This is a genomic window from Helicobacter pylori (genome assembly GCF_030323545.1).
Taxonomy (GTDB): Bacteria; Campylobacterota; Campylobacteria; order Campylobacterales; family Helicobacteraceae; genus Helicobacter; species Helicobacter pylori_CO.
The window spans coordinates 82165-108815 of the sequence record NZ_CP122954.1 but is presented as its reverse complement, the minus strand read 5'-3'; the positions used below and the strand labels follow the sequence as shown (position 1 = coordinate 108815).

At 36.4% G+C, this 26651-nt stretch carries 23 protein-coding genes, 1 rRNA gene and 4 pseudogenes; 19 read left to right on the top strand and 9 right to left on the bottom strand.

The window, feature by feature from the left end:
- Positions 1-19 precede the first annotated feature (19 nt).
- The 3 genes and pseudogenes from QAP06_RS00500 to QAP06_RS07775 all read left to right on the top strand — a co-directional run.
- Positions 20-280, top strand: a pseudogene (locus tag QAP06_RS00500) (P-type conjugative transfer protein TrbL); the annotation flags it as partial.
- Positions 277-1281 (top strand): annotated as a pseudogene (locus tag QAP06_RS00495) (hypothetical protein); the annotation flags it as partial. The pseudogenes QAP06_RS00500 and QAP06_RS00495, both read left to right, overlap by 4 nt.
- A gap of 60 nt (positions 1282-1341) precedes the next feature.
- A complete protein-coding gene (locus QAP06_RS07775) occupies positions 1342-1533 on the top strand; it encodes a hypothetical protein (RefSeq protein WP_434059347.1) in 192 nt (63 codons plus the stop codon).
- Positions 1534-1554: 21 nt separating this feature from the next.
- Here QAP06_RS07775 and QAP06_RS00490 read toward each other — a convergent pair whose 3' ends face one another.
- Positions 1555-2283, bottom strand: a complete 729-nt coding sequence (locus QAP06_RS00490) for a hypothetical protein (RefSeq protein WP_286465789.1) — start codon at positions 2281-2283, stop codon at positions 1555-1557.
- Positions 2284-2514: 231 nt separating this feature from the next.
- Here QAP06_RS00490 and ctkA point away from each other — a divergent pair, with 231 nt between their 5' ends.
- Entirely contained in the window at positions 2515-3492 is a 978-nt protein-coding gene (gene ctkA, locus QAP06_RS00485; RefSeq protein ID WP_286465788.1) for a serine/threonine-protein kinase CtkA, read from the top strand.
- 313 nt (positions 3493-3805) lie between these two features.
- On the opposite strand, the gene QAP06_RS00480 is transcribed toward ctkA, so the two are convergent.
- Positions 3806-4873: a tyrosine-type recombinase/integrase gene (locus QAP06_RS00480; RefSeq protein ID WP_286465787.1), complete on the bottom strand. Its 1068-nt coding sequence runs from the start codon at positions 4871-4873 to the stop codon at positions 3806-3808.
- An 865-nt stretch (positions 4874-5738) separates the two neighbouring features.
- Between QAP06_RS00480 and QAP06_RS00475 the strand changes: the two are divergent.
- Together QAP06_RS00475 and QAP06_RS00470 are read left to right on the top strand one after the other, a co-directional pair.
- Positions 5739-6392: pseudogene (locus QAP06_RS00475) on the top strand (IS607 family transposase).
- Positions 6367-7643: pseudogene (locus QAP06_RS00470) on the top strand (RNA-guided endonuclease InsQ/TnpB family protein). The pseudogenes QAP06_RS00475 and QAP06_RS00470 overlap by 26 nt, the downstream one beginning before the upstream one ends.
- Positions 7644-7990: 347 nt before the next feature.
- Here QAP06_RS00470 and QAP06_RS00465 read toward each other — a convergent pair.
- From QAP06_RS00465 to QAP06_RS00455, 3 genes are all read right to left on the bottom strand, one after another.
- Complete coding sequence (locus QAP06_RS00465) at positions 7991-10021, bottom strand: relaxase/mobilization nuclease domain-containing protein (RefSeq protein ID WP_286465785.1); 2031 nt, start codon at positions 10019-10021, stop codon at positions 7991-7993.
- Between the two features lie 1287 nt (positions 10022-11308).
- Positions 11309-12812: ribosomal RNA gene (locus QAP06_RS00460) — 16S ribosomal RNA — on the bottom strand.
- 486 nt (positions 12813-13298) lie between these two features.
- Positions 13299-14078 (bottom strand): hypothetical protein, encoded by a 780-nt coding sequence (locus QAP06_RS00455; protein WP_286465784.1) that lies wholly within the window; start codon positions 14076-14078, stop codon positions 13299-13301.
- A gap of 124 nt (positions 14079-14202) precedes the next feature.
- Here QAP06_RS00455 and QAP06_RS00450 point away from each other — a divergent pair, with 124 nt between their 5' ends.
- From QAP06_RS00450 to QAP06_RS00390, 13 genes are all read left to right on the top strand, one after another.
- Positions 14203-14691 (top strand): peptidylprolyl isomerase, encoded by a 489-nt coding sequence (locus QAP06_RS00450; protein ID WP_040157385.1) that lies wholly within the window; start codon positions 14203-14205, stop codon positions 14689-14691.
- Between the two features lie 17 nt (positions 14692-14708).
- Positions 14709-14939, top strand: coding sequence for a carbon storage regulator (locus QAP06_RS00445; protein ID WP_286465782.1), 231 nt, complete (start codon positions 14709-14711; stop codon positions 14937-14939).
- Entirely contained in the window at positions 14939-15742 is an 804-nt protein-coding gene (locus tag QAP06_RS00440; RefSeq protein ID WP_286465780.1) for a 4-(cytidine 5'-diphospho)-2-C-methyl-D-erythritol kinase, read from the top strand. The genes QAP06_RS00445 and QAP06_RS00440 overlap by 1 nt, the downstream gene beginning before the upstream one ends.
- Complete coding sequence (smpB, locus tag QAP06_RS00435) at positions 15739-16197, top strand: SsrA-binding protein (protein ID WP_000766480.1); 459 nt, start codon at positions 15739-15741, stop codon at positions 16195-16197. Before QAP06_RS00440 ends, smpB begins: the two co-directional genes overlap by 4 nt.
- Positions 16198-16199: 2 nt before the next feature.
- Positions 16200-16652: a TonB-system energizer ExbB gene (exbB, locus tag QAP06_RS00430; protein ID WP_000661835.1), complete on the top strand. Its 453-nt coding sequence runs from the start codon at positions 16200-16202 to the stop codon at positions 16650-16652.
- 10 nt (positions 16653-16662) lie between these two features.
- Positions 16663-17064, top strand: a complete 402-nt coding sequence (locus tag QAP06_RS00425) for an ExbD/TolR family protein (protein ID WP_000755086.1) — start codon at positions 16663-16665, stop codon at positions 17062-17064.
- Positions 17065-17134: 70 nt separating this feature from the next.
- Complete coding sequence (gene rpmH, locus QAP06_RS00420; protein ID WP_001847286.1) at positions 17135-17269, top strand: 50S ribosomal protein L34; 135 nt, start codon at positions 17135-17137, stop codon at positions 17267-17269.
- Positions 17229-17714: a ribonuclease P protein component gene (gene rnpA, locus QAP06_RS00415; RefSeq protein WP_001112470.1), complete on the top strand. Its 486-nt coding sequence runs from the start codon at positions 17229-17231 to the stop codon at positions 17712-17714. The genes rpmH and rnpA overlap by 41 nt, the downstream gene beginning before the upstream one ends.
- Positions 17701-18054: a membrane protein insertion efficiency factor YidD gene (yidD, locus tag QAP06_RS00410; protein WP_286465779.1), complete on the top strand. Its 354-nt coding sequence runs from the start codon at positions 17701-17703 to the stop codon at positions 18052-18054. The genes rnpA and yidD overlap by 14 nt, the downstream gene beginning before the upstream one ends.
- A gap of 5 nt (positions 18055-18059) precedes the next feature.
- Positions 18060-19700: a membrane protein insertase YidC gene (yidC, locus tag QAP06_RS00405; RefSeq protein WP_286465778.1), complete on the top strand. Its 1641-nt coding sequence runs from the start codon at positions 18060-18062 to the stop codon at positions 19698-19700.
- Positions 19700-20497, top strand: coding sequence for a Jag N-terminal domain-containing protein (locus tag QAP06_RS00400; protein WP_286465777.1), 798 nt, complete (start codon positions 19700-19702; stop codon positions 20495-20497). The genes yidC and QAP06_RS00400 overlap by 1 nt, the downstream gene beginning before the upstream one ends.
- Positions 20490-21842: a tRNA uridine-5-carboxymethylaminomethyl(34) synthesis GTPase MnmE gene (gene mnmE, locus QAP06_RS00395; RefSeq protein WP_286465776.1), complete on the top strand. Its 1353-nt coding sequence runs from the start codon at positions 20490-20492 to the stop codon at positions 21840-21842. The genes QAP06_RS00400 and mnmE overlap by 8 nt, the downstream gene beginning before the upstream one ends.
- A gap of 210 nt (positions 21843-22052) precedes the next feature.
- Entirely contained in the window at positions 22053-24293 is a 2241-nt protein-coding gene (locus QAP06_RS00390) for an outer membrane beta-barrel protein (protein WP_286465775.1), read from the top strand.
- On the opposite strand, the gene QAP06_RS00385 is transcribed toward QAP06_RS00390, so the two are convergent.
- The 4 genes from QAP06_RS00385 to QAP06_RS00370 all read right to left on the bottom strand — a co-directional run bounded on the left by QAP06_RS00385 (position 24271) and on the right by QAP06_RS00370 (position 26648).
- Complete coding sequence (locus tag QAP06_RS00385) at positions 24271-24468, bottom strand: hypothetical protein (RefSeq protein ID WP_286465774.1); 198 nt, start codon at positions 24466-24468, stop codon at positions 24271-24273. The genes QAP06_RS00390 and QAP06_RS00385 overlap by 23 nt on opposite strands.
- Positions 24469-24850: 382 nt before the next feature.
- Entirely contained in the window at positions 24851-25762 is a 912-nt protein-coding gene (locus QAP06_RS00380) for an LPP20 family lipoprotein (protein WP_286465772.1), read from the bottom strand.
- Between the two features lie 9 nt (positions 25763-25771).
- A complete protein-coding gene (locus tag QAP06_RS00375; protein ID WP_286465771.1) occupies positions 25772-26113 on the bottom strand; it encodes a hypothetical protein in 342 nt (113 codons plus the stop codon).
- A gap of 7 nt (positions 26114-26120) precedes the next feature.
- Positions 26121-26648, bottom strand: coding sequence for an LPP20 family lipoprotein (locus tag QAP06_RS00370; protein ID WP_000795968.1), 528 nt, complete (start codon positions 26646-26648; stop codon positions 26121-26123).
- Positions 26649-26651: the final 3 nt, after the last annotated feature.

The following is a 26651-nucleotide window of genomic DNA, read 5'->3' as shown; positions in this document are numbered from 1 at the left end:
TTTAAGGCGTTAGTTTTGGGTAACAGAAATGATGCAAAAAATCGGTATGACAATAGGCGGAGCTGTAGTAGGAGGCTCTATGGTTATGGTAGCTAATCAAATGAAACAAGCTTATCAAAATGCTGGGGGCGGATTAGCAGGGCTTCAAGCTGGAGCCAAAGCTTTTGGGCTTGGAGCAATCAGTGGAGGGGCAAGTGCTATGGCAAATCACAGGAGTGTTAAAGCTGGGGTGAAACACTTTGTAGCAAGTGTTAAAAATGGATTTGATAATAATAGATGAAGGGTTTAACAATGAAAAAATTAGTTTTTAGCATGCTTTTATGTTGTAAAAGCGTGTTTGCAGAGGGGGAAACCCCCTTGATTGTCAATGACCCAGAACTCCATGCTGGTCAAGCCACTATCATAGGCAAAATGGTAGATAGTATCAAAAGATATGAAGAGATTATTTCTAAGGCTCAAGCTCAAGTCAATCAGTTACAAAAAGTCAATAACATGATAAATACGACTAATTCTTTGATTAGTGGTAGTGCTATCACTTTAGCCAATCCCATGCAAGTGATACAAAACGCTCAGTATCAAATAGAGAGCATTAGATACAACTATGAGAATTTAAAGCAAAGCATAGAAAATTGGAACGCACAAAATTTGTTAAGAAACAAATACTTACAGCAACAATGCCCTTGGCTTAATGTCAATGCTCTTACTAGCAATAAGATTGTCAATCTACAAAATCTTAATAATCTTATTTCTAAAAATGGCGAACAAACCCAGACCGCAAGAGATGTGCAAAATCTCATTCAGTCCATTAGTAGCAGTGGCTATGAAAACATGCAATCTCTTGCAGGGCAATTAAGTGGTAGGGCATGGGGGGAGATGTTGTGCAAAGAAATGACTAGAGCTAATAATAACGACAGAATAGCTCTTTTAAAGACAAGAGGGCAGTATAAACAAGCGTTTATTCAACAGATTAAGCAAAATATCGCAGAGGAACAGAGATTGAATGACAAAGCTAAACCACTATCAAAAAGACTTGATGCCTTACAAACTAATTTTGGCGTAACCGACCCCACAGCTAACCATAACAAACAAGGGATACCTTATTGCAGAGAAAATAAAGAGACAGGCAAATGCGACCCTATTGATAATATATTTAGAACAACTCGCCTAGATAACGACTTAGAGTAAGAAATCCAAACACTCACGCAAGATTTAAGTAAAGCCCCTAATAAAGACGCTCAGAGCCAAGCGTATGCGAATTTTAATCAAAGGGTTAGACTACTCACTGTGAAGTATCTTAAAGAGATTACTAATCAAATGCTCTTTTTAAATCAAACGATGGCAATGCAAAGTGAGATTATGGCAGATGATTATTTCAAGCGTTATAGCAATGGTTATAACACGCCAAAAAGCCATGAATATGAAGAACTAGAACAAGAAAGGATAAATCAAAGAAAAAGGGCTAGAAGATACTTTCAAAACCCTAATGTTAAATTTGACCAATTTGGCTTTCCCATTTTTAGCATATGGGAATAAGGGCTTTTAGGAATATAGGGTTTAATGCTTGTATTTAAAAGCAATCTTGTTTTCTTCATTATTAAACGCTTGGGTTTTTAATAGGGCGATATGGTTTGAATTGTCTCTTAAGCCTTTTTCTTGTTCTTCAATATAGTTTTCCACGCCATATCTTATGATTTTTGCTTCTTCGCCATATTCACTAAAACCAAGTGCTTCAATAGTCTCTTCTGTATTTTTATACCCATATTTTCTATGCAAATCATCAAGCCATCTAGAAATCCCTGTTTCATATGCCCTATCAATTATCATTCTTAATTGCTTTTCATTTGAAACATAATTAGACTTTTCTTTTATCTCAAATGCTATAAATTTTTCCATTACTTTTTTGGCATTTTCTTTAGCTTTTTGCATAATTTCTTTGTTCTCTTTTGCGATTTTTTCTTTGCGTTCTTTTTCAGTTGCTTTAATTTTTGTATCTATTTTTTGTTGCACTTTATCTAAAACACATTGTTGAAATTCTTTTTTCCATTCGCTAGGAATTTTTTGTTTATAATCCCACCCAGCAGAAAAATATTTAGTGCTATCAACGCTACGATTACAAGCTAATATATCTTCATTATTAAGGACTTTGTTATAGACTGAAACACGCTTAGCTAACTCAGTATCTGTGAATAAAGGTTTCGCCATTAAGGGAGCAGCAATACCTAGCAACGCTCCAGCTAATAACCCTATCCTTAAAATCTTATTCAAACCTTTTAATCTAATCATTTTTATTCCTTTTAATTGAAACTTAATAATCTCACTCATCGTTATAACATAAAGTTTTAAAAATATATCAATAATAATCAAGTATTTAGTTATTTTATCAGTATTAAGTTAGTTTTGATTATTTGAATTATTGATTAAATATATTCTTAACAAATAATAATAATCTCTTATAGCTTATGTTTGTGTTATAATTTATCTAATAATCCATTACTAATAATAAAAGGACAGCTTATGCCAACCATTGATTTTACTTTTTGTGAGATTAACCCTAAAAAAGGTTTTGGGGGAGTAAATGGAAATAAAATTAGCTTATTTTATAATAATGAACTCTACATGGTCAAATTCCCCCCTAAGCCTTCTACACATAAAGAAATGTCCTATACCAATGGTTGTTTTAGTGAATATGTAGCATGTCATATAGTCAATAGCTTAGGCTTAAAGGTTCAAGAAACATTGCTAGGCACTTATAAAAATAAAATCGTGGTTGCTTGTAAAGATTTTACCACCCATCAATACGAGCTTGTAGATTTTCTAAGTCTAAAAAATACTATGATTGAATTAGAAAAATCAGGCAAAGACACTAATTTGAATGATGTGCTTTATGCCATAGATAACCAGCATTTTATTGAGCCAAAAGTTTTAAAATGTTTCTTTTGGGATATGTTTGTAGCAGATACATTGCTAGGTAATTTTGATAGACATAATGGTAATTGGGGGTTCTTAAGAGTCTCAAATTCAAAAGAATATCAAATAGCTCCCATTTTTGATTGTGGCTCTTGTCTATACCCCCAAGCTGATGATGTGGTATGCCAAAAAGTTTTAAGTAATATTGATGAACTCAATGCAAGGATTTATAATTTCCCCCAATCTATCTTAAAAGATGACAACGATAAAAAAATTAACTACTATGATTTCTTAACTCAAACCAATAATAAAGATTGCCTTGATGCACTACTTAGGATATACCCACGCATAGATATGAATAAAATCCATTCAATTATTGATAACACACCCTTTATGAGCGAAATACACAAAGAATTTTTACATACAATGCTTGATGAAAGAAAATCAAAGATTATAGATGTAGCACACACTAGAGCTATTGAGTTATCCTTACAACACAAACAAGCTCACTCAAACCCTTATGACAATACCGATAATTTAGACAATTCCAGTGAATACACTCCCACACCTAAGCGTAGGCGATAAATAATATCATTAAGAAAGTATTTGATAGTGCTTAGTTATTTTATCAGTATTGAATAGAATTTAGTTATTTGCATTGTTTGTTAAATATTTTCTTAATGAATAATAACAAGCTATAATTACATTATTTTTAGAGTATTTTACAACTTAAACTAATTCTATAAAATCTCAATAATTTTAATGACCTTTATAAAACCTAATTGTTTTTAATTGGCAATGAAACATTAAATAGTTAAATGAAACTATCTAATATTATACTATTTATTCTAATTAGATTACTTAGATTAACTAAACTAACTAATCAATTTTAACCCCCTTACTTCTTATTCTCTATCAAACTATCAAATACAAGAGCCACTTTCTTGTTATGCTCTTGTGTGGTATGAATATAAATCTTAGTAGAGAGTAAGGAGCTATGCCCTAACGCCCTTGAAGTTAAAACTAAGTCTTGGGTTTCTTGATAAATGAGTGTTGCAAAACTATGCCTAAATAGATGTAAGCCTGTGCCATATTGCTTATAGTGTTTGATTTGAGCTAGTTTAAAGATTAAGGGGATAAAGTTATAAAGCGTTAAAGAATTTTGTGCTTTTTGTTTGTCTTTTTTAAAAAGATATGCCCCATTAAAATATTTTAGTCTATACTCATCACTAAGCCAAGCATTCAAGCTTGGTTCTAACAAACTCTTTTTAATATAAGCTTTTCTTTCTTTTCTACCTTTGCCTTGAATTAAAATAGAGTAGTTTTGCTCTTCTACTTGAATGTGTTTTAATTCTATGTTTAATACTTCGCATTTTCTAAGCCCCCCAAGTATTACAATGAGTAGAATACACTTATTACGCTTTTCAAAACTTGTGGCTGGACTATACTCTAAGAGTGTTTTTAAGAATGCCTTTAAATCCTTGTAGTTTAAATGTCTAGGCAGACTTTCTTTGGTTTTAGCAAAGGCTAGGTTTTTAAGAGCAAAATCAAAGCTATAATGCTTTTTCCTATCCAAGTAATCAAAGAATTGTCTTAAATACATCACATATTTAGCCATAGAGCTTAGCTTTCTATTTTGAGCGAGTTCAAAAAGAAAGTTAATGACTTGCTCTTCGCTAAGCATTCTAAAACTTCTTAATTTGAGATTATCCTTAAAATAGTCAAAGAATAAAAACAGGCCTTGCATTATTATGGTGTGTTTGATACCTTGATTGTAAAGAATATGACAGAGTTGTTTTAATTGCTCTATATTGTAGCATTTTAAGATTTTATCTTGTGTGTTTAATATCAAAGCCATATCATTCACATCTTGAATAGGCGTGAAGTTTTTAACCTTAGTGTATAAAAAGGCTTTAAGATTACAAAAGAGTTCTCTCTGAGATTTGGTGAGTTTGTTATTTAGCATATTGCTCCCTTATTAAAATGTAAAAATAAATCTTAAAGAATGAGAGTTTTATATTTTTTTAGTTTGTTAGGTTCTAAAAGCGGTATTTTTAACAATTCCACATTATCCATTAGAGTTATTAAGTTCCGCCTTTAAATCTTAGTTTTTAAAAAGTTCCGCTTTTAACTAAAACATAAAAACAAAATTCCGCCCCCTTAAAAATCAATAATCAAATACATGGTTATTTGCATTGCCTACTAAATATAAAAATTAAATTTAGCAACTATTAAATAGCTCTTGAAAGTTAGCTTTAAGCACTTTTTAAGATTATGAAGTTCGTGTTTATGGGTATTAGATATAAAAGCGGAACTTAAGTTCCGCATAAGTATAATTTGTATTAAGGGAAAGAAGGGGACACCTTATTACCTTATCTTAATAAACATGTTATTAGCAAATATCATGTAATTTCATGACATGGGCGTTTTTCTTTTTTTTAAAAATATCATTAAATCATGTAGATAGGAATTTGCAAAAAAAAAGAAAAAGTTAAAAAAAGAAAAAACTCTATCATTAAAAGGGATAAACTGATTGTAAGAGCCATAAGGGTAGTTTGCTAGATTTAATTTTTAAGGAAAAGAACAAAAATCAAAATAAAAGAAAAATAAGAATTACCTATCAATGACATGTTAGTTGTGGAAGGAATGGTTAGTCAAGGCTTGTGTTGTTAGAGTTAGGTTGTGGGCAGTCTGTATCATTAACATTTAGGATTAGAGAGGTTTTTTGTTTGGAATGCGTGGGGCTACAAACAGCAACTAAAATACTATAATAATCCATAAAACACTATAATTTTTGTATAGGTTATTAAGTTTTGTGTTATACTGCTCGCATGAATAAAAGAATGCTATCCATCGGTCAAGCGAGTAAGCTTTTAGTGTAACTATCCAAACCTTACGCAATTGGGATAAAAAAGATTTGTTAAAACCTGATGAACTCACTAAAGGCGGTGAAAGGCGTTATAAGTTAGAAAGTTTAAGGCGTATCAATAGAAGCGTAGTCTTTAATCAAGATGAATTAAAAACAATAGCTTATGCTAGAGTAAGCTCGCATGACCAACAAGATGATTTAATCAGACAAGTTCAAGTCTTAGAGCTTTATTGCGCTAAATGCGGCTTTAACTATGAAGTGATACAAGATTTAGGGAGTGGCATGAACTACTATAAAAAAGGCTTAACCAAGCTTTTAAATTTAATCTTAGACAATCAAGTCAAACGCCTTGTATTAACGCATAAAGACAGATTATTACGCTTTGGAGCCGAATTGGTATTCAGTATTTGTGAAGCTAAAGAAGTAGAAGTGATTATCATCAATAAGGGCGATGAGAATGTGAGGTTTGAAGAAGAATTAGCCAAAGATGTTTTAGAAATTATAACCGTCTTTAGCGCTAGATTGTATGGCTCTAGGTCTAAAAAAAAACAAGAAGCTCTTAAATGAAATGCAAGAAGTAATCACTAACAATGTCAGCTATCTCAATCACGCATAAAATAGCTTTAAAGCCTAACAACAAGCATATTACTTATTTTAAAAAAGCTTTTGGGTGCGCTAGGTTAGCTTATAATTGGGGATTAGCTAAGTGGAAAGAAAACTATCAACTAGGCATTAAAACTAACCATCTACAGCTTAAAAAAGAATTTAACGCTCTTAAAAAATCGCAATTTAATTTCGTTTATGAAGTAACTAAATACGCCACCCAACAGCCTTTTATCCACTTAAATCTAGCCTTTAATAAGTTTTTTAAGGATTTAAAAAAAGGTTTAGTGAGTTACCCTAAATTTAAAAAGAAAAGAGAGTTTCAAGGTTCTTTTTATATAGGGGGCGACCAAATTAAAATCATTCAAACAGCTAATACTGATTATTTAAAAATACCTAACTTACCCCCAATCAAACTCACTGAAAAACTAAGATTTCAAGGCAAAATCAATAACGCTACCATCACTCAAAAGGGCGATCATTTCTATGTTTCAATCTCTTGTGATATTGATGAGAGTGAATACAAGCGAACCCATAAACTCCAAGAAAGTCATAATGAGCTAGGGATTGATATAGGGATTAAATCCTTTGTGAGTTTGTCTAATGGCTTAAATATCTATGCCCTAAGCCCTTAGATAAGCTTACTAGAAAGCTTGTAAGAATTAGCAGACAACTGAGTAAAAAAATCCACCCAAAAACCAAAGGGGATAAAACCAAGAAATCTAATAATTACTTAAAGCATTCTAAAAAGCTTACCCACTTGCATGAAAAAATAGCTAACATCAGACTTGATTTTTTACACAAGCTCACAAGCTCTCTTATAAGACACTCAAAGTCGTTTTGTTTAGAGAGTTTGAAAGTCAAAAACATGTTTAAAAATCACAGGTTAGCTAAATCTTTAAGCGATGTTTCTATGTCCATGTTTAACACGCTATTAAAATATAAAGCTAAATACTCTAATAAAGAAATTTTAATAGCTGACACTTACTATCCAAGCTCTAAGACTTGTTCTAATTGTCAAAAAGTTAAACAAGATTTAAAGCTTAACGATAGGATTTATCAATGCCTAGAGTGTGGCTTTGAATTAGATAGAGATATAAACGCTGCTATCAATCTTTTAAAGCATTTAGTAGGTAGAGTTACTGCCGAATTTACGCCTATGGACTTGACGGCTCTGTTGAATGATTTGTCCAATAATCGTTTAGCAACTAGCAAGGTTGAACTAGGAATACAACAAAAATCCCAAATTGAGAGAATTTTATAGCTCTTTATAGGATTTTATAGGTTTGTAGTAACGGCTAGGATTTGTTAGTTTAAAGGCATGTTATTTTTGTTTTTGTATTTTTTAAGATAACTTTAAGGTTATGGATTTTTCAGCACGCCGCTTAAGAAGATTTTAAGCTCTACAAGGCATTTTAAGGCGTTTTTGATTGTGAGTTAATAGTTTGTCTTGTCTTATAGCCTTATTTTGATTGTAGGGCATTTTAGAGCAATCTATTTAGGTGTTTGTTAGAGTTAGCTATTTTACAAAAAGAACAAGAAAAGAAACTTTTTTAATCAAAGGGCATATTCTTTATTAAGAACATTAAAGGCAATCATCGCTTGAGAGCATTATCTATTACGCCCTTTAAAGTTTGTGTTGTCATTTTGTTTTAATCCAGCATGAGCTTTAGGGTCATCATCAAGCTCATTAGAGTGCAAGGTGTTAGCTTGTTGTTTAGCTAATTCTTTAGCTTTTTCTTTTTCTAGCATAGCTTGATAGTGTGCTTTAGCTCTAGCTTGTTCTTTTTTACCAAACTCAATCCAAGGCTCATCGTTATTAGGCTCTTTTGTGATAGCTTGAATTTCTTTTTGCTCTAGCTTAGTGTCTTTAGCGTGTTCTAGGACTTTTTCAAGGTTTAGGTTGTCATAGTGGGTTAAAAACCTATTAGCTCCTATGATTTCATTACAGATATAGACAATATCCTTAGAGAGTTTAGAAAATTGTTTGTTTTGTTTGAGAAAGTCTTGCTTTTCTTTTAATGAAAAAGTCTCTTTATGGCTCTCTAGGGCTTTGAAATAGCTCTCTTTAGCTCTTTTAAACTCTTCTTCTTTTGTTTTTAAGTCTTGTTCTAAAAAGAGCAATCTTTCTTTGGCTAATAAAAGCATAGTGTTTTGATAATCTTGTAATTGCTTACTCACTAGCTCATAAGTATTATCATTAAGCTTATAAGTGGGGTCATCTTGTTTAGCTTTAAAGCTTCCTAGCATGAATTGATATTTTCTAGCATTAAAATAAGCGTTTTTAAAAGTTTTAAGTGTGGGGCGTTTATCCCTAGGAAGTTCTAATGCTTTGGCTAAAAAGATAGGATTAGTTAGAGTGTTGTATTGTGTGTTTTGCTTGGTTCTAACAACATTCCTTAATTGAGCTAATAGTAGGTGTGAGTTTTTATCTAAAAGGCGTTTGTCTAGGCGTTCTAGCTTACTTAGTAGCATTTCTTTTTTCTTTAACACAGAAAAGCCCTTAGTCTCTCTTTCAAAGTTTTTGTCTAAATCATTGAGAATAGCAAAATTCTTAAAAGCAGAATGATTTTGTTTTTTATCTAATTCTTTTTGATAAAAGCCTAAGAGTTCGTATAATTCGTGTTTGCTCGTGTTTTTTAAGTGTTCGCTTACTGGCTTTCTCTTATCTATCCTGTCAATATCTAGCTGTTCTTTTTCATCATCGCTTGTGTCTTTGTGATTAAACAGAGCGATTTTAAATTCAGAAATCTTTTGTTTTAAAGGGGTGCTGTGGTTATTTTGAATGTCTAGGGCTTTTGCTTTGTTTTTATATTTGAGTTCTTGTAAATACTCGCTTTGTAAAGCCTTGTTTAAGTCCCACTCATCTTGTGGGGATTTGATTTGTTCTAAGGCTTTTTCTTCTTTTTCCAAGTCTTGTAATTGTTGTTTGATATTGTCTAGCTCTTTAAGTTTTGGCTCATTGACATACAAGTATTCTTCGCTCAATAAGTGGTCATTCAACCTATAAGCAAACTCACTTCTTAATTCATTAAAAAATTCTTTACAATCTTCATGCCCCTTAAAACGCAGTCTTCTTCGTGTGAGCTGATTAGTCTTATTGATAAAACAATGGATATGGGCATGGTCTTGATGAGCGTGTGGCACAAGGGCAAACTTGTATTCAGGCAATCTTATTTTTAAGCTCTCCCAAGTAGAATGTAAAAGCCCTTGCATTGTCTCTTTATCTGGCTTATCTTTGATAGAAAAAACTAAGTGCATAGCCTCATTATAATCTTTAGTCAAATCAAAGTCATTGAGCCAACTCTCTAAGATGAATTGCTTATCGCATTCTAAAAACATTTCATTGTAAGCTGTTTCGCTATTTTCTAAAGCATAATTTAGGGCATTTTCTAAGTGGGAGCGTTTCATTTGCCCTATGTTTTTAATAAGCACAGGACTAGCTGTTTTTGTGCCAACTAGATTAGATTTAATAAACTTTGAGTTAGGGTTAAATTGATTGAACTTAATGAGCAATCTTTTATCTACTTTATCGCTATCACTAAATCTAGGCTTTTGCATATGCTTTAAAATATCATCTAAGAAAGATAAGTCCATAGGGCGACTATCTAGCTTAGTATCTAATATAGCCCTATCTAGCATACAAACCCTTTAAGACTTAACAACATTGCTAAATTTTTATCTAATTCGCACACTTTCAAGCTAAACTTCTTTCCCTTACTAACAAGGCATTTAAAACGCCCAAATTTTATTCAAGCTAACGCTAATTTAAGAGCTAGACTTTTGATTTTAAATCTAGCGATTTTTCAATTCTTTGTAGCATAGCACAAAGAATTAATTAGAACTAAATCAAAAAGGTGCAGGATAACACCATGTGTGCGTACACATTAGGTTAAAACTTCGTATTCAAGGGACTTGGAGCTAGATTTTTAAAAAATAAGGGTTTTTGCTAACTTTTTTAGGCAAGGGCTTGTTAGAAACGCTATAAAAACTTAGAGATTTTTATTGAAAGAACTTGTAGTCAAAACATTAAGAACTAGATAGCCATATGGTAAGAACTTAGTAGCCTATAGAATGAAAACTTTATAGCACAAGCAAAAGAACTTACAGCCTACCAATAAGAACTTGCAAGCTAAATTCTATGAACTGACAAGCAAGTAGTAAGAACTTGTAAGCAACAATTAGGGAACTAAGGGCTACACGATAAAAACTAAAATGACACACCATTAGAACTTACTAGAAACTCGCATGATAACTTACAGCTAGAGCCAAAGAACTTCCAGCTCATTTCATAAGAACTTGTAGCTAATGCTAAAGGAATGAAATTATTTTTTAAGCTTTTGTTTAAAAAGTTTGTGTTATATTTCCAAATGATTTTTAATTGAATTTAACTTAAAACTTAGAGAACACTTAAAACTTACATTCTTGATGGGAAAGGAGTTTTCAAATCCAAACGCATTCAATCATAATCAACCAAAAACAAAACTCTAAAACCAAAACTTAAAACAAAAGAAAAAACAAGGAATAAGAAGCAAAACAAGCAAGGAATACAAGTATAAGATAAAAATAAGATTTAAGAAAAATAAAACAAACAAAAACACAAGAATCAAGAAAGCCCAACGCTAAAGCTAACACAACTAGTAAAAAATTTAAAACAAGCAATAAGAAACATTAAACATTAACAAACAATAAGCAATCAAAACACAAGAATGAAAAAACAAGATTTAAAAAACCAAAATCAAGCGGTTAAAATCAATCAAGCCAAAATCAACCAAAAAGAAAGAACTAAATAAAAATCAAGAATTAAATAAAATAAAGAATGAAAAAAGAAAGAATAGGTCCAATCCTTCAAAACTAAGCAACAAGAAGTTCTTTTGTCAGGTAATACTCTTGGCTTTTAATAAGCGAATATTAAAAGCTTTTCTCTAGAAAGGAGGTGATCCAACCGCAGGTTCACCTACGGTTACCTTGTTACGACTTCACCCCAGTCGCTGTGTGTGCCGTGGGCAGTAGCCAATTTAGCATCCTGACTTAAGGCAAACACAACTCCCATGGTGTGACGGGCGGTGAGTACAAGACCCGGGAACGTATTCACCGCAACATGGCTGATTTGCGATTACTAGCGATTCCAGCTTCATGCAGGCGAGTTGCAGCCTACAATCCGAACTGAGAGGTGTTTTGAAGATTGGCTCCACTTCGCAGTATTGCTTCTCTTTGTGCACCCCATTGTAGCACGTGTGTAGCCCTAGGCGTAAGGGCCATGATGACTTGACGTCGTCCCCACCTTCCTCCTCCTTACGGAGGCAGTATCCTTAGAGTTCTCAGCATAACCTGTTAGCAACTAAGAAAGGGGGTTGCGCTCGTTGCGGGACTTAACCCAACATCTCACGACACGAGCTGACGACAGCCGTGCAGCACCTGTTTTCAAGGTCTAGCAAGCTAGACACTCCACTATTTCTAGTGGATTCTCTCAATGTCAAGCCTAGGTAAGGTTCTTCGTGTATCTTCGAATTAAACCACATGCTCCACCGCTTGTGCGGGTCCCCGTCTATTCCTTTGAGTTTTAATCTTGCGACCGTACTCCCCAGGCGGGATGCTTAATGCGTTAGCTGCATTACTGGAAAGACTAAGCCCTCCAACAACTAGCATCCATCGTTTAGGGCGTGGACTACCAGGGTATCTAATCCTGTTTGCTCCCCACGCTTTCGCGCAATCAGCGTCAGTAATGTTCCAGCAGGTCGCCTTCGCAATGAGTATTCCTCTTGATCTCTACGGATTTTACCCCTACACCAAGAATTCCACCTACCTCTCCCACACTCTAGAATAGTAGTTTCAAATGCAGTTCTATGGTTAAGCCATAGGATTTCACACCTGACTGACTATCCCGCCTATGCGCTCTTTACGCCCAGTGATTCCGAGTAACGCTTGCACCCTCCGTATTACCGCGGCTGCTGGCACGGAGTTAGCCGGTGCTTATTCGTTAGATACCGTCATTATCTTCTCTAACAAAAGGAGTTTACAATCCTAAAACCTTCATCCTCCACGCGGCGTTGCTGCTTCAGGGTTTCCCCCATTGAGCAATATTCCCTACTGCTGCCTCCCGTAGGAGTCTGGACCGTGTCTCAGTTCCAGTGTGTCCGTTCACCCTCTCAGGCCGGATACCCGTCATAGCCTTGGTAAGCCATTACCTTACCAACAAGCTGATAGGACATAGGCTGATCTCTTAGCGATAAATCTTTCCCCCGTAGGGAGTATCTGGTATTAATCATCGTTTCCAATGGCTATCCCAAACTAAGAGGCACATAACCTATGCGTTACTCACCCGTGCGCCACTAATCAGCACTCTAGCAAGCTAGAAGCTTCATCGTTCGACTTGCATGTATTAGGCACGCCGCCAGCGTTCACTCTGAGCCAGGATCAAACTCTCCATAAAAGTGTTTGTCCTAAAGCTCTTTTGTTTTTTGATAAGCTGTTGTTATTTCTAACAACAGCTTTAGCGTATCACAAGAACTCGTTTTATACTTTATTGAATAAAACGGGTTGTGTTCTTAAGTATTACAACAACAAAACAGAAAGAAACTTTTTAAAAGGTTTAGCCAAACGCTAACCTAGTAAATACTCTCATGCCAATTAACCATCAATCATCATCATACAATCAATGATTATTGAATAGCACTCGTTGGATAAGAATTTCTCATAAAAGAATGAAAGCGATTGAAACCCTCACTCTTTATAATAAAGTCATCCTTAAACCATTTAGAATATCCCTTTAAAAAGAACTTCTATCAATTTGCTTAGTTTTCAAAGATCGTTTGCTTTAATCAGCTATCCTTGCAAGTTATCAAGCGGCTTTTTAAAAGCCCTTGCTGAAACAAGGAAATGAAAGTATAGTCATAGAAAGCTTAAGGTTTGCTTAAATTTAGGGAATGTTTGGGAAAATATTTTGTTTTTTTAGAGCGCTTAAAAATTGCACGATCTTTTCTTTAGGGATAATCACCAAACTTTCGTGGTTTTCTAAAGTGCTGCTAGCCATTCCCATAAACTCCCCCACTTCGCTAAAATAAGGCCTCCCTCCCCACAACACGCTCCCCTTTTTAAAAGAAGCATCAAGCGAAAGAAACTTTTTAGATTTCAAAAGTTCAGCCACAGAAATATCCGTTGTTTGTATAGAAAAAGAATTCCCCTCATTCAACGCTGGGTAGTAGAGATCAGAATTGGGTGTTTTTTGATTTGTGTAAGGATTTGAATGAAAAGTTTGAGCGTATTTTGTGTAAATCCTTGCATGATAATAGCTCTCTTCTCTTTTATGGCAATAATCGTCTCTAAAATCGGCGGTTTTTAAAAGCGAAAGCCCTTGATTCCTATCCATCGCTTCAAGGCGTAGGCTAGCTATACAAATCAGCTCTTTAGCGCTGCTGTCTTGCATTTTGGCTAAAATCGTTTTAGGGTATAAGCCGTTAGAATAAAGCGTTTCAGAAGAGGCGATATAACGCCCGTTTTTGAGCAAAGTCGCATAGCCTTCTTTATAAGTCCCGTCGCTAAAATACACTTTCAATAACGCAACAGAATAAACCCATGCAGGGAGCGTTGGATCAAGGGGCGGATCGTCTCTAACGATTTGAATGTTATTAGCGTTCATCATGCATGAAAATAAAACGATACAACAACCAACCGCTAATCTTTTATGCCAAAACGCCATTATCAAACTTACCGCTTAAATTTCAAAAGTATCCTACAACACTATCGGCTAAAATACCATTTGTTTTAATTTGTTGCTATAATTAGATCATTTGAATGATAAAAGCTTATCGCAAAGGTTTGTAATGGATCCAATTAAAACTTATGAAATTAAAGAAGAAGAGCTTGCAAAAACCGCTTACGCCACAATCAAAACCAATAAAGGCAATATCGCTCTAGAGCTTTTTTATAAAGATGCGCCCCAAGCGGTCAGTAACTTTGTAACTTTGGCTAAAGAGGGTTTTTATAATGGGCTTAACTTCCATCGTGTGATCGCAGGCTTTGTGGCTCAAGGAGGCTGCCCTTATGGCACAGGCACAGGCGGGCCAGGACACCGCATTAAATGCGAAGTGGCCCATAACCCCAACAAGCACAAAAGAGGCTCTATTTCTATGGCGCATGCTGGGAGAGACACAGGAGGGAGTCAATTTTTCTTGTGTTTTGTGGATTTGCCCCACTTAGATGGCGAGCACACCGTGTTTGGCAAAATCAAAAACGCAGAAGGCCTTAATGTCTTGGATAAAATCAAACAAGGCGATATTATAGAGAGCGTTGTGTTTAGCTCTTCTCTATAAGGAACAAGAGATTAGACATGCTCATACTCAGCCGCAAAGTTAATGAAGGGATTGTCATTGATGATAACATCCACATTAGAGTCATTTCCATAGATAGAGGGAGTGTGCGTTTGGGGTTTGAAGCACCTGAAAGCACCCTTATTTTGCGCGCTGAACTCAAAGAAGCCATTGTGAGCGAAAACCAAAAAGCTTCTGCGTCCGTAGATGAAAGCTTGTTAGAAAACATCAAAAAGGTCATTAAGCCTTGATGCATGCTTTTGAAGTTTATCCTAAAGTCAATATTTTTTTAAAAATCCTCCACAAAGAAGGGGCTTACCATAAGCTCATTTCTCGCATGTGTTTGGTCAAAGATAAGCTAAAGGATATTATCAGCGTCAAAAGCGCACTTTCCTTTTCACTCAAAGGGGATTTTGACTGCCCTTTAGAAGAAAACTCGCTCTTTAAAGCCCTTCAAATTTTAAAAAATTTTTTAAAATCAAAAAATTTCTCTCATTCTGTCATCAAATCCCTAGACACCCTAGCGATTGAAGTGGAAAAAAACATCCCCACTCAAGCCGGGTTAGGCGGTGGGAGCGCTGATGCTGGGGGGCTATTGTATCATCTAAATCACATTTTTGACTGGCGTTTGAGTTTAGAAGAGCTTTATAGCATGGGATCTTTAGTGGGCACAGACACCAATTTTTTCATCTCGCAATACAAAAGCGCTAACGCTACTTCTTATGGCGAAGTCATTGAAAATTTTGAAGAAGAGCCTTTAGAAAATCGCCTAGAAATCTATGCGCCAAATCATGTTTTTTGCAGCACTAAAGCCGTTTATCAAGCTTATAAACATGAAACTTGTTTTTCTCAAGCTAAAGAATGGCTTAAAAAGCCGAGTTTAGAATGCCTAAAAACTTACGACAGAAACGGATTAAACGATCTTTTAAAACCGGCTTTACTCACTAACCAAGCCTTAAGAGGTATAGAAAGCGAATTAGGCAAGGAGTGGTTTTTTAGCGGGAGCGGGAGCGCGTTTTTTAGGCTAAAGCCTGTGCTAAAAGGGGGCGAATGAAACTCATTGCCAGCAACAAAAAAGCCTATTTTGACTATGAAATTTTGGAAACTTTAGAAGCAGGATTAGCGCTTTTAGGCTCTGAAGTGAAGGCTTTAAGGCAAACTAGGGTGAATTTAAAAGATAATTTTGTTAAAATAATCAAAGGAGAAGCTTTTTTATTTGGTGTTCATATATCATATTTAGATACAATCCATGCGTATTACAAGCCCAATGAAAGGCGAGAGCGTAAGTTGCTTTTACACAAAAAGCAATTATTGAAATGGCAGATTGAAGCGTCTAAAGAACGCTTGAGTATCGTAGGATTGAAATTGTATTTTAACCAAAGAAATAGAGCTAAAATCCAAATTGCTTTAGTGAAAGGAAAAAGATTGCACGACAAAAGACAAAGTCTCAAAGAAAAAGCACTCAATAAAGAAATTCTTGCTGATTTAAAACACCACTTTAAAGGATAATAATGAAAGAAATGGTAGATTATGGGATTATAGGGTTTTTGATCTTTCTCTCTGTTATCGTTATAGCGATCGCAATAGAAAGGTTGTGGTTTTTTGCCACTCTTCGTGTAGATGACTACACAGACAGGCGTAAATTGGAATTAGCCTTACACAAACGACTGACTTTAGTGGCCACGATTGGCTCTAACGCCCCTTATATCGGTCTTTTAGGAACGGTTATGGGGATCATGCTCACTTTTATGGATTTAGGCTCCGCTTCTGGCATTGACACTAAAGCGATCATGACTAATTTAGCCCTTGCTTTAAAAGCGACTGGCATGGGGTTATTGGTAGCGATCCCTGCGATTGTGATTTATAACTTGCTAGTGAGAAAAAGCGAGATTTTAGTCACTAAATGGGATATTTTCCACCACCCGGTTGACACGAAATCCCATGAGATTTATAACAAAGCCTAAGGATTGAGCGGTGAAAAAAGTAGAATCCATGAATGTGGTGCCTTTCATTGACATCATGCTTGTGTTGTTGGTGATCGTGCTTACAACAGCGTCCTTTGTGCAAACTTCAAAGCTCCCTATTAGCATTCCCCAAGTGGATAAAGACAGCACTGATTCTAAAGATGTGTTGGACAAAAAACAAGTTACGATCTCCATTTCTAATAAAGGCTCTTTCTATTTAGACGATAAAGAAATCAGCTTTGAAAATTTAAAACACAAGGTTTCCACTTTGGCTAAAGACACCCCTATTGTCTTGCAGGGCGATAAGAAAAGCAATTTGGATAACTTTATCAAAGTCGTGGATTTGTTGCAAACGAACAATTTGAAGCAGCTTTACATTCTTGTTGAAGATAAAAAGAATCAAAAAAATTAGTTTTAGTCAATTTTTAGCATTCTTTAGCTAAAATCTGTGTTTATGTTTAATTTTTATAAGGGAGTTTTAAATGAAACGCACTTACCAACCACACAACACACCAAGAAAGCGAACCCATGGCTTTCTTGTGAGGATGAAAACCAAAAACGGGCGCAAGGTGATTAATGCCAGACGAGCTAAGGGCAGAAAAAAGCTTTCCGTCTAAACCCTATGACTCTTTAAAAAACAAGAGTGAGTTTGATAGGGTTTATCAAAAGGGTTTCAAAAAGCATAACCCTTTTTTTTCGCTCTTTGTTTTGGATTTGTCAAAAGAGCCACCAAAAGGAAAAGAGAGCTTTAAAGATCCGCTCTCTTGTAGGCTTAAAGACAAAAAAACGCTTTATTTATTAGGCTTAAGCGTGTCCAAAAAAGTCGGCAATGCCGTGAAACGAAACCTTATCAAACGCCGTTTGCGTTCGCTTACATTAAAGCATGCCGCTCTTTGTCAAGGGCTTGCTTTGGTGTTTGTGCCTAGAAGCGATTGTTACCATTTGGATTTTTGGGCTTTAGAAAAACATTTTTTAGAAATGCTAACTTCCATTAAAAACTATATGAACAAAGCCTTAAAAGACTTGAAAAAAGGAATAACTCATACCTATGCGAAACAATAAAACGCCTTTTTTGAGCGCGATTTTTACGGCATCAATTAGGGGTTACCAACGCTTTTTTTCGGCTTTCACCTTTTCAAGCTGTCGGTTTTACCCCACTTGCTCCAACTACGCTCTGTGGCTACTCTATTTTGAAAACCCTTTGAGCGCTATGGGTAAAACCGCTATAAGGATACTCTCATGCAACCCTTTTTGCTCTGGAGGCATTGCTTACCCCACTACTCGCTTGAAACGCCCGAGTTTGCTCCAATCTCATAAAGATTTTAACCGCAATTTTAAAACCATTGCTTTTTGGCTCGTTCCCGCAAAAAGCCACGCAACTTACTACATCATTAAGGTTTAATCACAATGGATAAAAACAACAACACCAATACTCGCTTGATTTTAGCGATCGCTCTGTCTTTCTTGTTTATCACTCTTTATAGCTATTTTTTCCAAAAACCAAACAAAACAACAACCCAAACCACAAAGCAAGAAACAGCCAACAACCACACAATAACAAGTCCCAACACGCCCAACGCTTTTAACGCTACTCAAACAATCCCCCAAGAGAATTTGCTAAGCACGATTTCTTTTGAGCATGCCAGAATTGAAATTGACTTTTTAGGACGTATCAAACAGGTTTATCTCAAGGATAAAAAGTATCTAACCCCCAAACAAAAGGGCTTTTTAGAGCATGTGGGCCATCTTTTTAGCCCCAAAGCTAACCCGCAAACCCCCCTAAAAGAGCTCCCCCTTTTAGCAGCTGATAAACTCAAGCCTTTAGAAGTGCGTTTTTTAGACCCCACGCTCAACAACAAAGCGTTCAACACCCCTTATAGCGCTTCAAAAACCACTCTTGGGCCTAATGAACAGCTTGTTTTAACCCAAGATTTAGGCGCTCTTACCATCATTAAAACCCTAACTTTTTATGATGATTTGCATTATGATTTGCAAATCGCTTTCAAATCGCCCAACAACATTATCCCTAGCTATGTGATCACCAATGGTTACAGGCCGGTGGCTGATTTGGACAGCTACACCTTTTCAGGCGTGCTTTTAGAAAACAACGACAAAAAAATTGAAAAAATTGAAGATAAAAACGCCAAAGAAATCAAACGCTTTTCTAACACCCTCTTTTTATCCAGCGTGGATAGGTATTTCACCACCTTGCTTTTCACTAAAGATTCTCAAGGTTTTGAAGCCTTAATTGATTCAGAAATCGGCACTAAAAACCCCTTAGGCTTCATTTCCCTTAAAAACGAAGCGAATTTGCATGGCTATATTGGCCCTAAAGATTACCGCTCTTTGAAAGCGATTTCACCCATGCTTACGGATGTGATAGAGTATGGCTTAATCACTTTCTTTGCTAAAGGCGTGTTTGTTTTACTGGATTATTTGTATCAATTCGTGGGCAATTGGGGTTGGGCTATCATTTTTTTAACAATTATCGTGCGTATCATCCTTTATCCTTTAAGCTATAAAGGCATGGTGAGCATGCAAAAGCTCAAAGAATTAGCCCCTAAAATGAAAGAGCTCCAAGAAAAATACAAGTGCGAACCCCAAAAATTGCAAGCCCACATGATGCAGCTTTACAAAAAGCATGGGGCCAACCCGCTAGGGGGTTGTCTGCCCTTAATCTTACAAATCCCGGTGTTTTTTGCGATTTATAGAGTGCTTTATAACGCTGTGGAATTGAAAAGCTCAGAGTGGATCTTATGGATTCATGACTTATCCATCATGGATCCGTATTTTATTTTGCCGCTTCTTATGGGAGCGTCTATGTATTGGCACCAAAGCGTTACGCCAAACACCATGACCGATCCCATGCAAGCAAAGATTTTTAAACTCTTACCCCTATTATTCACAATCTTTTTAATCACTTTCCCTGCAGGGTTAGTCTTGTATTGGACCACAAACAACATCCTTTCGGTGTTGCAACAACTCATTATTAATAAAGTTTTAGAGAATAAAAAACGCGCGCACGCGCCAAATAAAAAGGAAAGTTGATGCAAAATCCTATTGAAATCAAAGCCAAAACCTTAGAAGAAGCCCTCATTCAAGCTTCTATCGCCTTGAATTGCCCCATTATTAATTTGCAATACGAAGTCATTCAAACGCCCTCTAAAGGGTTTTTAAGCATTGGTAAAAAAGAAGCCATTATCTTAGCGGGCGTTAAAGAAAGCGTTAAAGAGGTTAAAGAAGAGAGCGTTAAAGAAACCAACACGAAAGAAATCCATCAAAACAATATAGAAGAAAAAAAACAAAATTTAGAAACAAAAACACCGCAAGAAGAAAAAATCACCCCTAAACCCTCTAAAAAAAACCCTAAAGAAGAATCTCATAGTGGGGACAAACTCCATGAAATTAAGCAAGAATTGAAAGACTTATTCTCCCATTTGCCCTATAAAATCAATAAAGTGGAAGTCAGCCTTTATGAGCCGGGGGTTTTATTGATTGATATTGATGGCGAAGACTCCGCTCTTTTAATTGGCGAGAAAGGCTATCGTTACAAAGCCCTTTCTTACTTGCTCTTTAATTGGATCCACCCTACTTATGGCTATAGTATCCGCTTAGAAATTTCCACTTTTTTACAAAACCAAGAAAAGGTTATGGAAACGCAACTCCAAAGCACGATCATGACCGTGCATGAAGTGGGTAAGGGGCAGATGAAAGCCCCTGATGGCGTTTTAACCTATATCGCTTTAAAGAAATTACGAAAAGCGTTCCCTAATAAATACGTTTCTATCAAAACCAACTTAAACGATGAAAAATACATCGTCATCAACGACTTTAATAATGAATGACACCATCGCCGCTATCGCTACCCCTTTAGGCAAGGGAGCGATTAGCATTATTAAAATCAGCGGTAATAACGCTCTAAATATTCTTAAACAACTCACCCAAAAACAAGACTTCACCCCCAGATACGCTTATGTGTGCGATATTTTTTCTGATGGTGTTTTATTAGACAAAGCGTTAGTGATTTATTTCAAAGCCCCTTATAGTTTCACCGGCGAAGATGTGTGCGAAATCCAATGCCATGGAAGCCCCCTTTTAGCGCAAAATATCTTACAAGCTTGCTTGAATTTGGGGGCTAGGCTTGCTCAAGCGGGGGAATTTAGCAAAAAAGCCTTTTTAAACCATAAAATGGATTTGAGCGAGATTGAAGCGAGCGTTCAGCTCATCCTTTGTGAAGATGAGAGCGTTTTAAACGCTCTAGCCAGGCAGCTTAAGGGCGAGTTAAAAATTTTTATTGAAGAGGCTAGGAACGATCTTTTAAAGCTTTTGGCCAGCTCAGAAGTTTTGATTGACTATAGCGAAGAATACATTCCTAGCGATTTTTTAAAGGAAGTGTCTCAAAATTTAGAAAAACAAATCGCCTCTTTTAAAGACTTATTGGATTTTTCTAATGCGCAAAAACAAAAAAACAAAGGGCATGCCTTAAGCATTGTTGGCAAACCCAATGCTGGCAAAAGTTCTTTATTAAACGCCATGCTTTTAGAAGAAAGGGCTTTAGTGAGCGATATTAAAGGCACAACAAGAGACACCATAGAAGAAGTCATTGAACTACAAGGGCATAAGGTGCGCTTGATTGACACCGCTGGCATTAGAGAGAGCACGGATAAAATAGAGCGCTTAGGGATTGAAAAAAGCCTTAAAAGTTTAGAAAATTGCGACATTATTTTAGGCGTGTTTGATCTTTCTAAACCCCTAGAAAAAGAAGATTTTAACCTTATTGACACCCTCAATCGCGCCAAAAAGCCTTGCATTGTTGTTTTGAATAAAAACGATTTAGCCCCTAAACTGGAGCTTGAAGTTTTAAAATCCCACCTTAAAATCCCTTATGCTTTACTAGAAACCAACACCCTAAATTCTAAGGCTTGTTTGAAAGATTTGAGCCAAAAAATCAGCGCCTTTTTCCCCAAATTAGACACTCAAAACAAGCTCTTACTCACTTCCCTAGCCCAAAAAACCGCCCTAGAAAACGCCATTTTTGAATTGCAAAACGCTCAAAACCATTTAGAAACTTTAGAGCTTTTTTCTTATCATCTTTTAAGTGCGATAGAAAACTTGAACTTGCTCACCCGCCCTTATGAAACCAGCCAAATGTTAGACAGCATGTTCAGCGAATTTTGCTTAGGCAAATGAAACCGCTTAAAGAATGGATTAAAACCCCTTTTTAGCGCTGCTTTTTAAGACTTTTTACCCATTAGCGCCGTTTAATATCCATATTTATAAAAAACAATACTGCCATTTTTCAAAAAGGGGTAAAATAGGCTAGTTTAAGATATATACATACTATAAACTATTTTTGAGTAAAAAATTAAAAATATTAAAAAAGACCATTAAGGAGATTTTATGTTAAAACTCGCTAGCAAAACGATTTGTTTGTCCCTAATCAGCTCATTCACCGCTTTAGAAGCCTACCAAAAGCACCAAAAAGACGGCTTTTTTATAGAAGCCGGGTTTGAAACCGGGCTATTGCAAGGCACACAAACCCAAGAACAAACCATAGCCACAACCCAAGAAAAACCTAAACCTAAACCCAAACCAAAGCCCAAACCCATTACCCCTCAAAGCACCTATGGGAAATACTACATCTCCCAAAGCACCATTTTAAAGAACGCGACTGAGTTGTTTGCAGAGGACAATATCACCAACTTAACCTTTTATTCTTTAACCCCTGTGTATGTAACCGCTTATAACCAAGAAAGCGCTGAGGAAGCAGACTATGGCAATAACAGCTTGATTATGATACAAAATTTCTTGCCTTATAATTTAAACAACATTGAGCTGAGTTACACAGACAATCAAGGCAATGTAGTCAGTTTGGGCGTGATAGAGACTATCCCTAAACAATCTCAAATCATTCTGCCCGCAAGCTTGTTTAACGATCCGCAACTTAACGCTGATGGCTTCCAACAGCTCCAAACCACCACCACAAAATTTTCTGATGCCAGCACGCAGAATCTGTTTGATAAGCTCAGTAAGGTTACAACCAATCTTCAAATGACTTATATCAATTACAACCAATTTTCTAGCGGTAACGGCACTGGTTCTAAACCCCCATGCCCTCCATACGAAAACCAAGAAAACTGCACGGCTAAAGTGCCGCCTTTCACCTCTCAAGACGCTAAAAATTTGACCAATTTAATGCTGAATATGATGGCGGTGTTTGATTCTAAATCTTGGGAAGATGCCGTTAAAAACGCCCCCTTCCAGTTTAGCGACAACAACCTGTCAAAGCCATGTTATTCTGATTATTCTACATGCGTGAATCCTTACAACAATGGGCTTGTGGATCCTAAATTGATCGCTAAAAATGCTGGAGATGAATACAATATAGAAAACGGGCAAACAGGATCAGTGATATTAACGCCGCAAGATGTTATCTATAGCTATAGAGTTACGAATAATCTTTATGTGAATCTCTTACCCCCAAGAGGAGGGGATTTAGGGCTAGGGTCTCAATATGGCGGCCCGAATGGCCCAGGCGATGATGGCACCAATTTTGGCGCTTTAGGGATATTGTCTCCTTTCTTAGACCCTGAAATACTCTTTGGCAAAGAATTGAATAAAGTCGCCATCATGCAATTAAGAGACATTATCCATGAATACGGGCATACTTTAGGCTATACGCATAACGGGAACATGACTTATCAAAGGGTGCGCATGTGTGAAGAAAACAATGGGCCAGAAGAGCGCTGTAAAGGCGGGAAAATAGAGCAAGTGAATGGACAAGAAGTGCAAGTGTTTGACAACGGGCACGAAGTGCGAGACACCGATGGCTCTACCTATGATGTGTGTTCTCGTTTTAAAGACAAGCCCTATACAGCGGGCAATTATCCTAACTCCATCTATACTGATTGCTCTCAAGTCCCCGCTGGGCTTATAGGCGTTACCAGCGCAGTTTGGCAGCAACTCATTGATCAAAACGCCCTACCAGTGGATTACACTAATTTGAGCAGCCAAACCAACTATTTAAACGCTAGTTTGAACACGCAAGATTTTGCGACCACTATGCTTAGCGCAATCAGTCAAAGCCTTTCATCTACTAAATCTAGTGCCACTACCTATCGCGCTTCAAAAACCTCACGGCCCTTTGGAGCCCCCCTATTAGGCGTTAATCTTAAAATGGGCTATCAAAAATACTTTAATGATTACCTAGGGTTGTCTTCTTATGGCATCATCAAATACAACTACGCTCAAGCCAATAACGAAAAAATCCAACAATTAAGCTATGGTGTGGGAATGGATGTGTTGTTTGATTTTATCACCAATTACACCAATGAAAAGAACCCTAAAAACAATCTAACCAAGAAAGTTTTCACTTCATCTCTTGGGGTGTTTGGGGGGTTAAGGGGCTTATACAACAGCTATTATTTGTTGAACCAATACAAAGGGAGCGGCAATTTAAATGTGACCGGTGGGTTGAATTACCGCTACAAGCATTCTAAATATTCTGTAGGCATTAGCGTTCCTTTAGTCCAGTTGAAATCTAGGGTCGTTTCTAGCGATGGCTCAACCACCAATTCTATCACCCTGAATGAAGGGGGCAGCCATTTTAAAGTGTTTTTTAATTACGGGTGGATATTTTAAGGGTTAAAATATTCTTTAACTCTGGCTCTGAAACGCTCTTTTTAGGCTCTCTTGTGAGCGGTTTTAACCTTGTTTTATGTGTGGGTGTGGGAGTTCGCTCTTTTTGTTCTCGCATCGCTTGCGTGTTTTCTTTAAGCTTACTGAAGCTTTTTTCTGTCTCGTTATTTTGTCTCATGTTTTTTTCTCTTTTCGTATTCAACGCCCCTTTTTAAGCGGTCGTTTGGTTTAAAATTGCGTTAGTTTTTAAAAAAGTTTGTTAGTTTGTGGGGCAAAAAAATAGACCCTAGATTAGAGGGATTTGAAAGCCCAAAGCCATTTGGTTTTTTCAAATAATCTCGCTTGTGTAGGCTCTTAAAAAGATTTTAGTTTTTAGCGAGTGTGGTTTTAGAGGAGTTTGTGGGATAAAGAGTATTGAATGGTGTTTTAGTTTAATTTGGCAAGAACAAAAGCCACAAACTTTCAGAGGGTTATTTTAATGGGTGCCAAACGCCACACCAAACAAAATAATGACACTACAAAACTGAATGAATAAGCATAAAGCAAGATTAATACCTTGCTTATAGCCCCGTATTGCCCTGCCCTTCTTTATTGGCATAATCTTTCAGTTCTTTATAAAGCAAAGATTGCAAGCGCGTGATAGCAAAATTCTTATTCTTTTCATCCACTTCAAGGCTTCTGTTCAATACAGGCGTGCCTTGACAATCGCTCGCGCTAACAACCACTCTAATGCGTGTGGTGCCATTAGCACTGTCTGTGAAAACTTCATTTTTGATTTGATAGAGTTTTTCTTCATCGCTAGGGGTTAGCACTCTGGCATAAGCACTTATGAGAGCGGCTTTAATCTCTGCATCGCTGTTGTTATCAAAAGTGATTTGCACTTTAGGTTTGAAAGCGTTTTGATAATAGATTTTTTCATAATTTTCTAACGAACTCACCGGGACAGAATACGCTTTTAAAATCCTTTCTATAGGCATCGCTTTAGCCAATAAATCCCCCATGCTTTTAGATTGCTGTAAAAAAACCCCTTTACAAACCTTAGGCATTAAGGTGGAAAACTGCCCATAAAGAGCGTTATACTTATCCCTTAAACCCTGCAAAAACAAGTTTTGATTAATCCTTACTCTGGTGTAGTAGATCCCTTTTTGCGCTTCTTGATTGACAATTTCTACATTATTCAATTCCAAGTCATCGGTCTTTAAGTTAATCGTTTGCGAATCACTGGATTTTAACTTATTATCCACACGACTTTTTTGAATGTGGATTTGGGAATTAACCACCACGCTAATAGACGCCACTAAATCCGCTAACGCTTTTTGTTTAGAAGCTTCTTTAGAAGTGGCTGAACCACTCCCATAAAGATAGCCTTTTTTGGTGTTTGTTTTGTTGTAGGCCTTGCTATACCACTTAGGCTCTGCGCTTAAATTGGCACCCACAAAAGCCATAAGGCATGCAAGAATAATCTTTTTCATTATTAATCCTTACTCATTCGTTAAAGCGATGTGTTTCTTAGTGATTTTTAGAAGCACATAAACTTTATCCGTATCAATAAAAGTGGCCTTTAGCTCACTAGCCTTAATCTCTATTTTATCCCCCTTGAAAGCTTCCATCACTTTCTCTAAGGCGTTTTGTCTGGCTGAGGACAAGCTATAATCCATATCTGAAAGCAATATATCGCTCATCCCACACACCAAAATTTTTTCGTCTTTGGTTTGGGTCTTTTCAATCTGCACTTCTTTTGAGCAATCTTTTGCCCACTTAGGCAAGGACTTCCCCCACACAAACCCCAACACCAAAACAAGCGCAATAGTAAGGCGTTTCATCAAAACCCTACTTTTTAACCATGCCTAACTCTTCGCGCACTTTATCCACAATTTGCTTATCCAAGCCCACTAAAACAAAAACCCTATCTTTACCGACATAGCGGGCAAGCATTTTAGAAGCGATCAATTCCTTATCCACTAATTGAGAGATTTTTTCAGTATCAGTGCCGCTTATGGACCTTTTACCAGAAGCGTCTACAGTTCTAGTCTTTTCATTTTCCAAATCTTTTTGTAAAGTGGATTTTAAATTCGCCGCTAAATTAGCCCTAGCCTTCGCTGTAGCCTGGTTAGTAGAATAATCCACATCATTATTAGTGATCAAATCTTCAGCCCTTCCTAAAAAGACCCCTGAATATTTTTCATACTTCGCCACTTTTTCTAAATCCCCTACAACCCAATCAGGAGCGCCTTTAGTCGCTTCTTTGTATGCCTTATTGCTTTTACTGATACCTGATTTTGGAGCATGGCTGCAACCTACGATTACCATCGCTGCTATCACACTCATCCCTAAAATTTTTTTAACTTGATTTTTCATCGT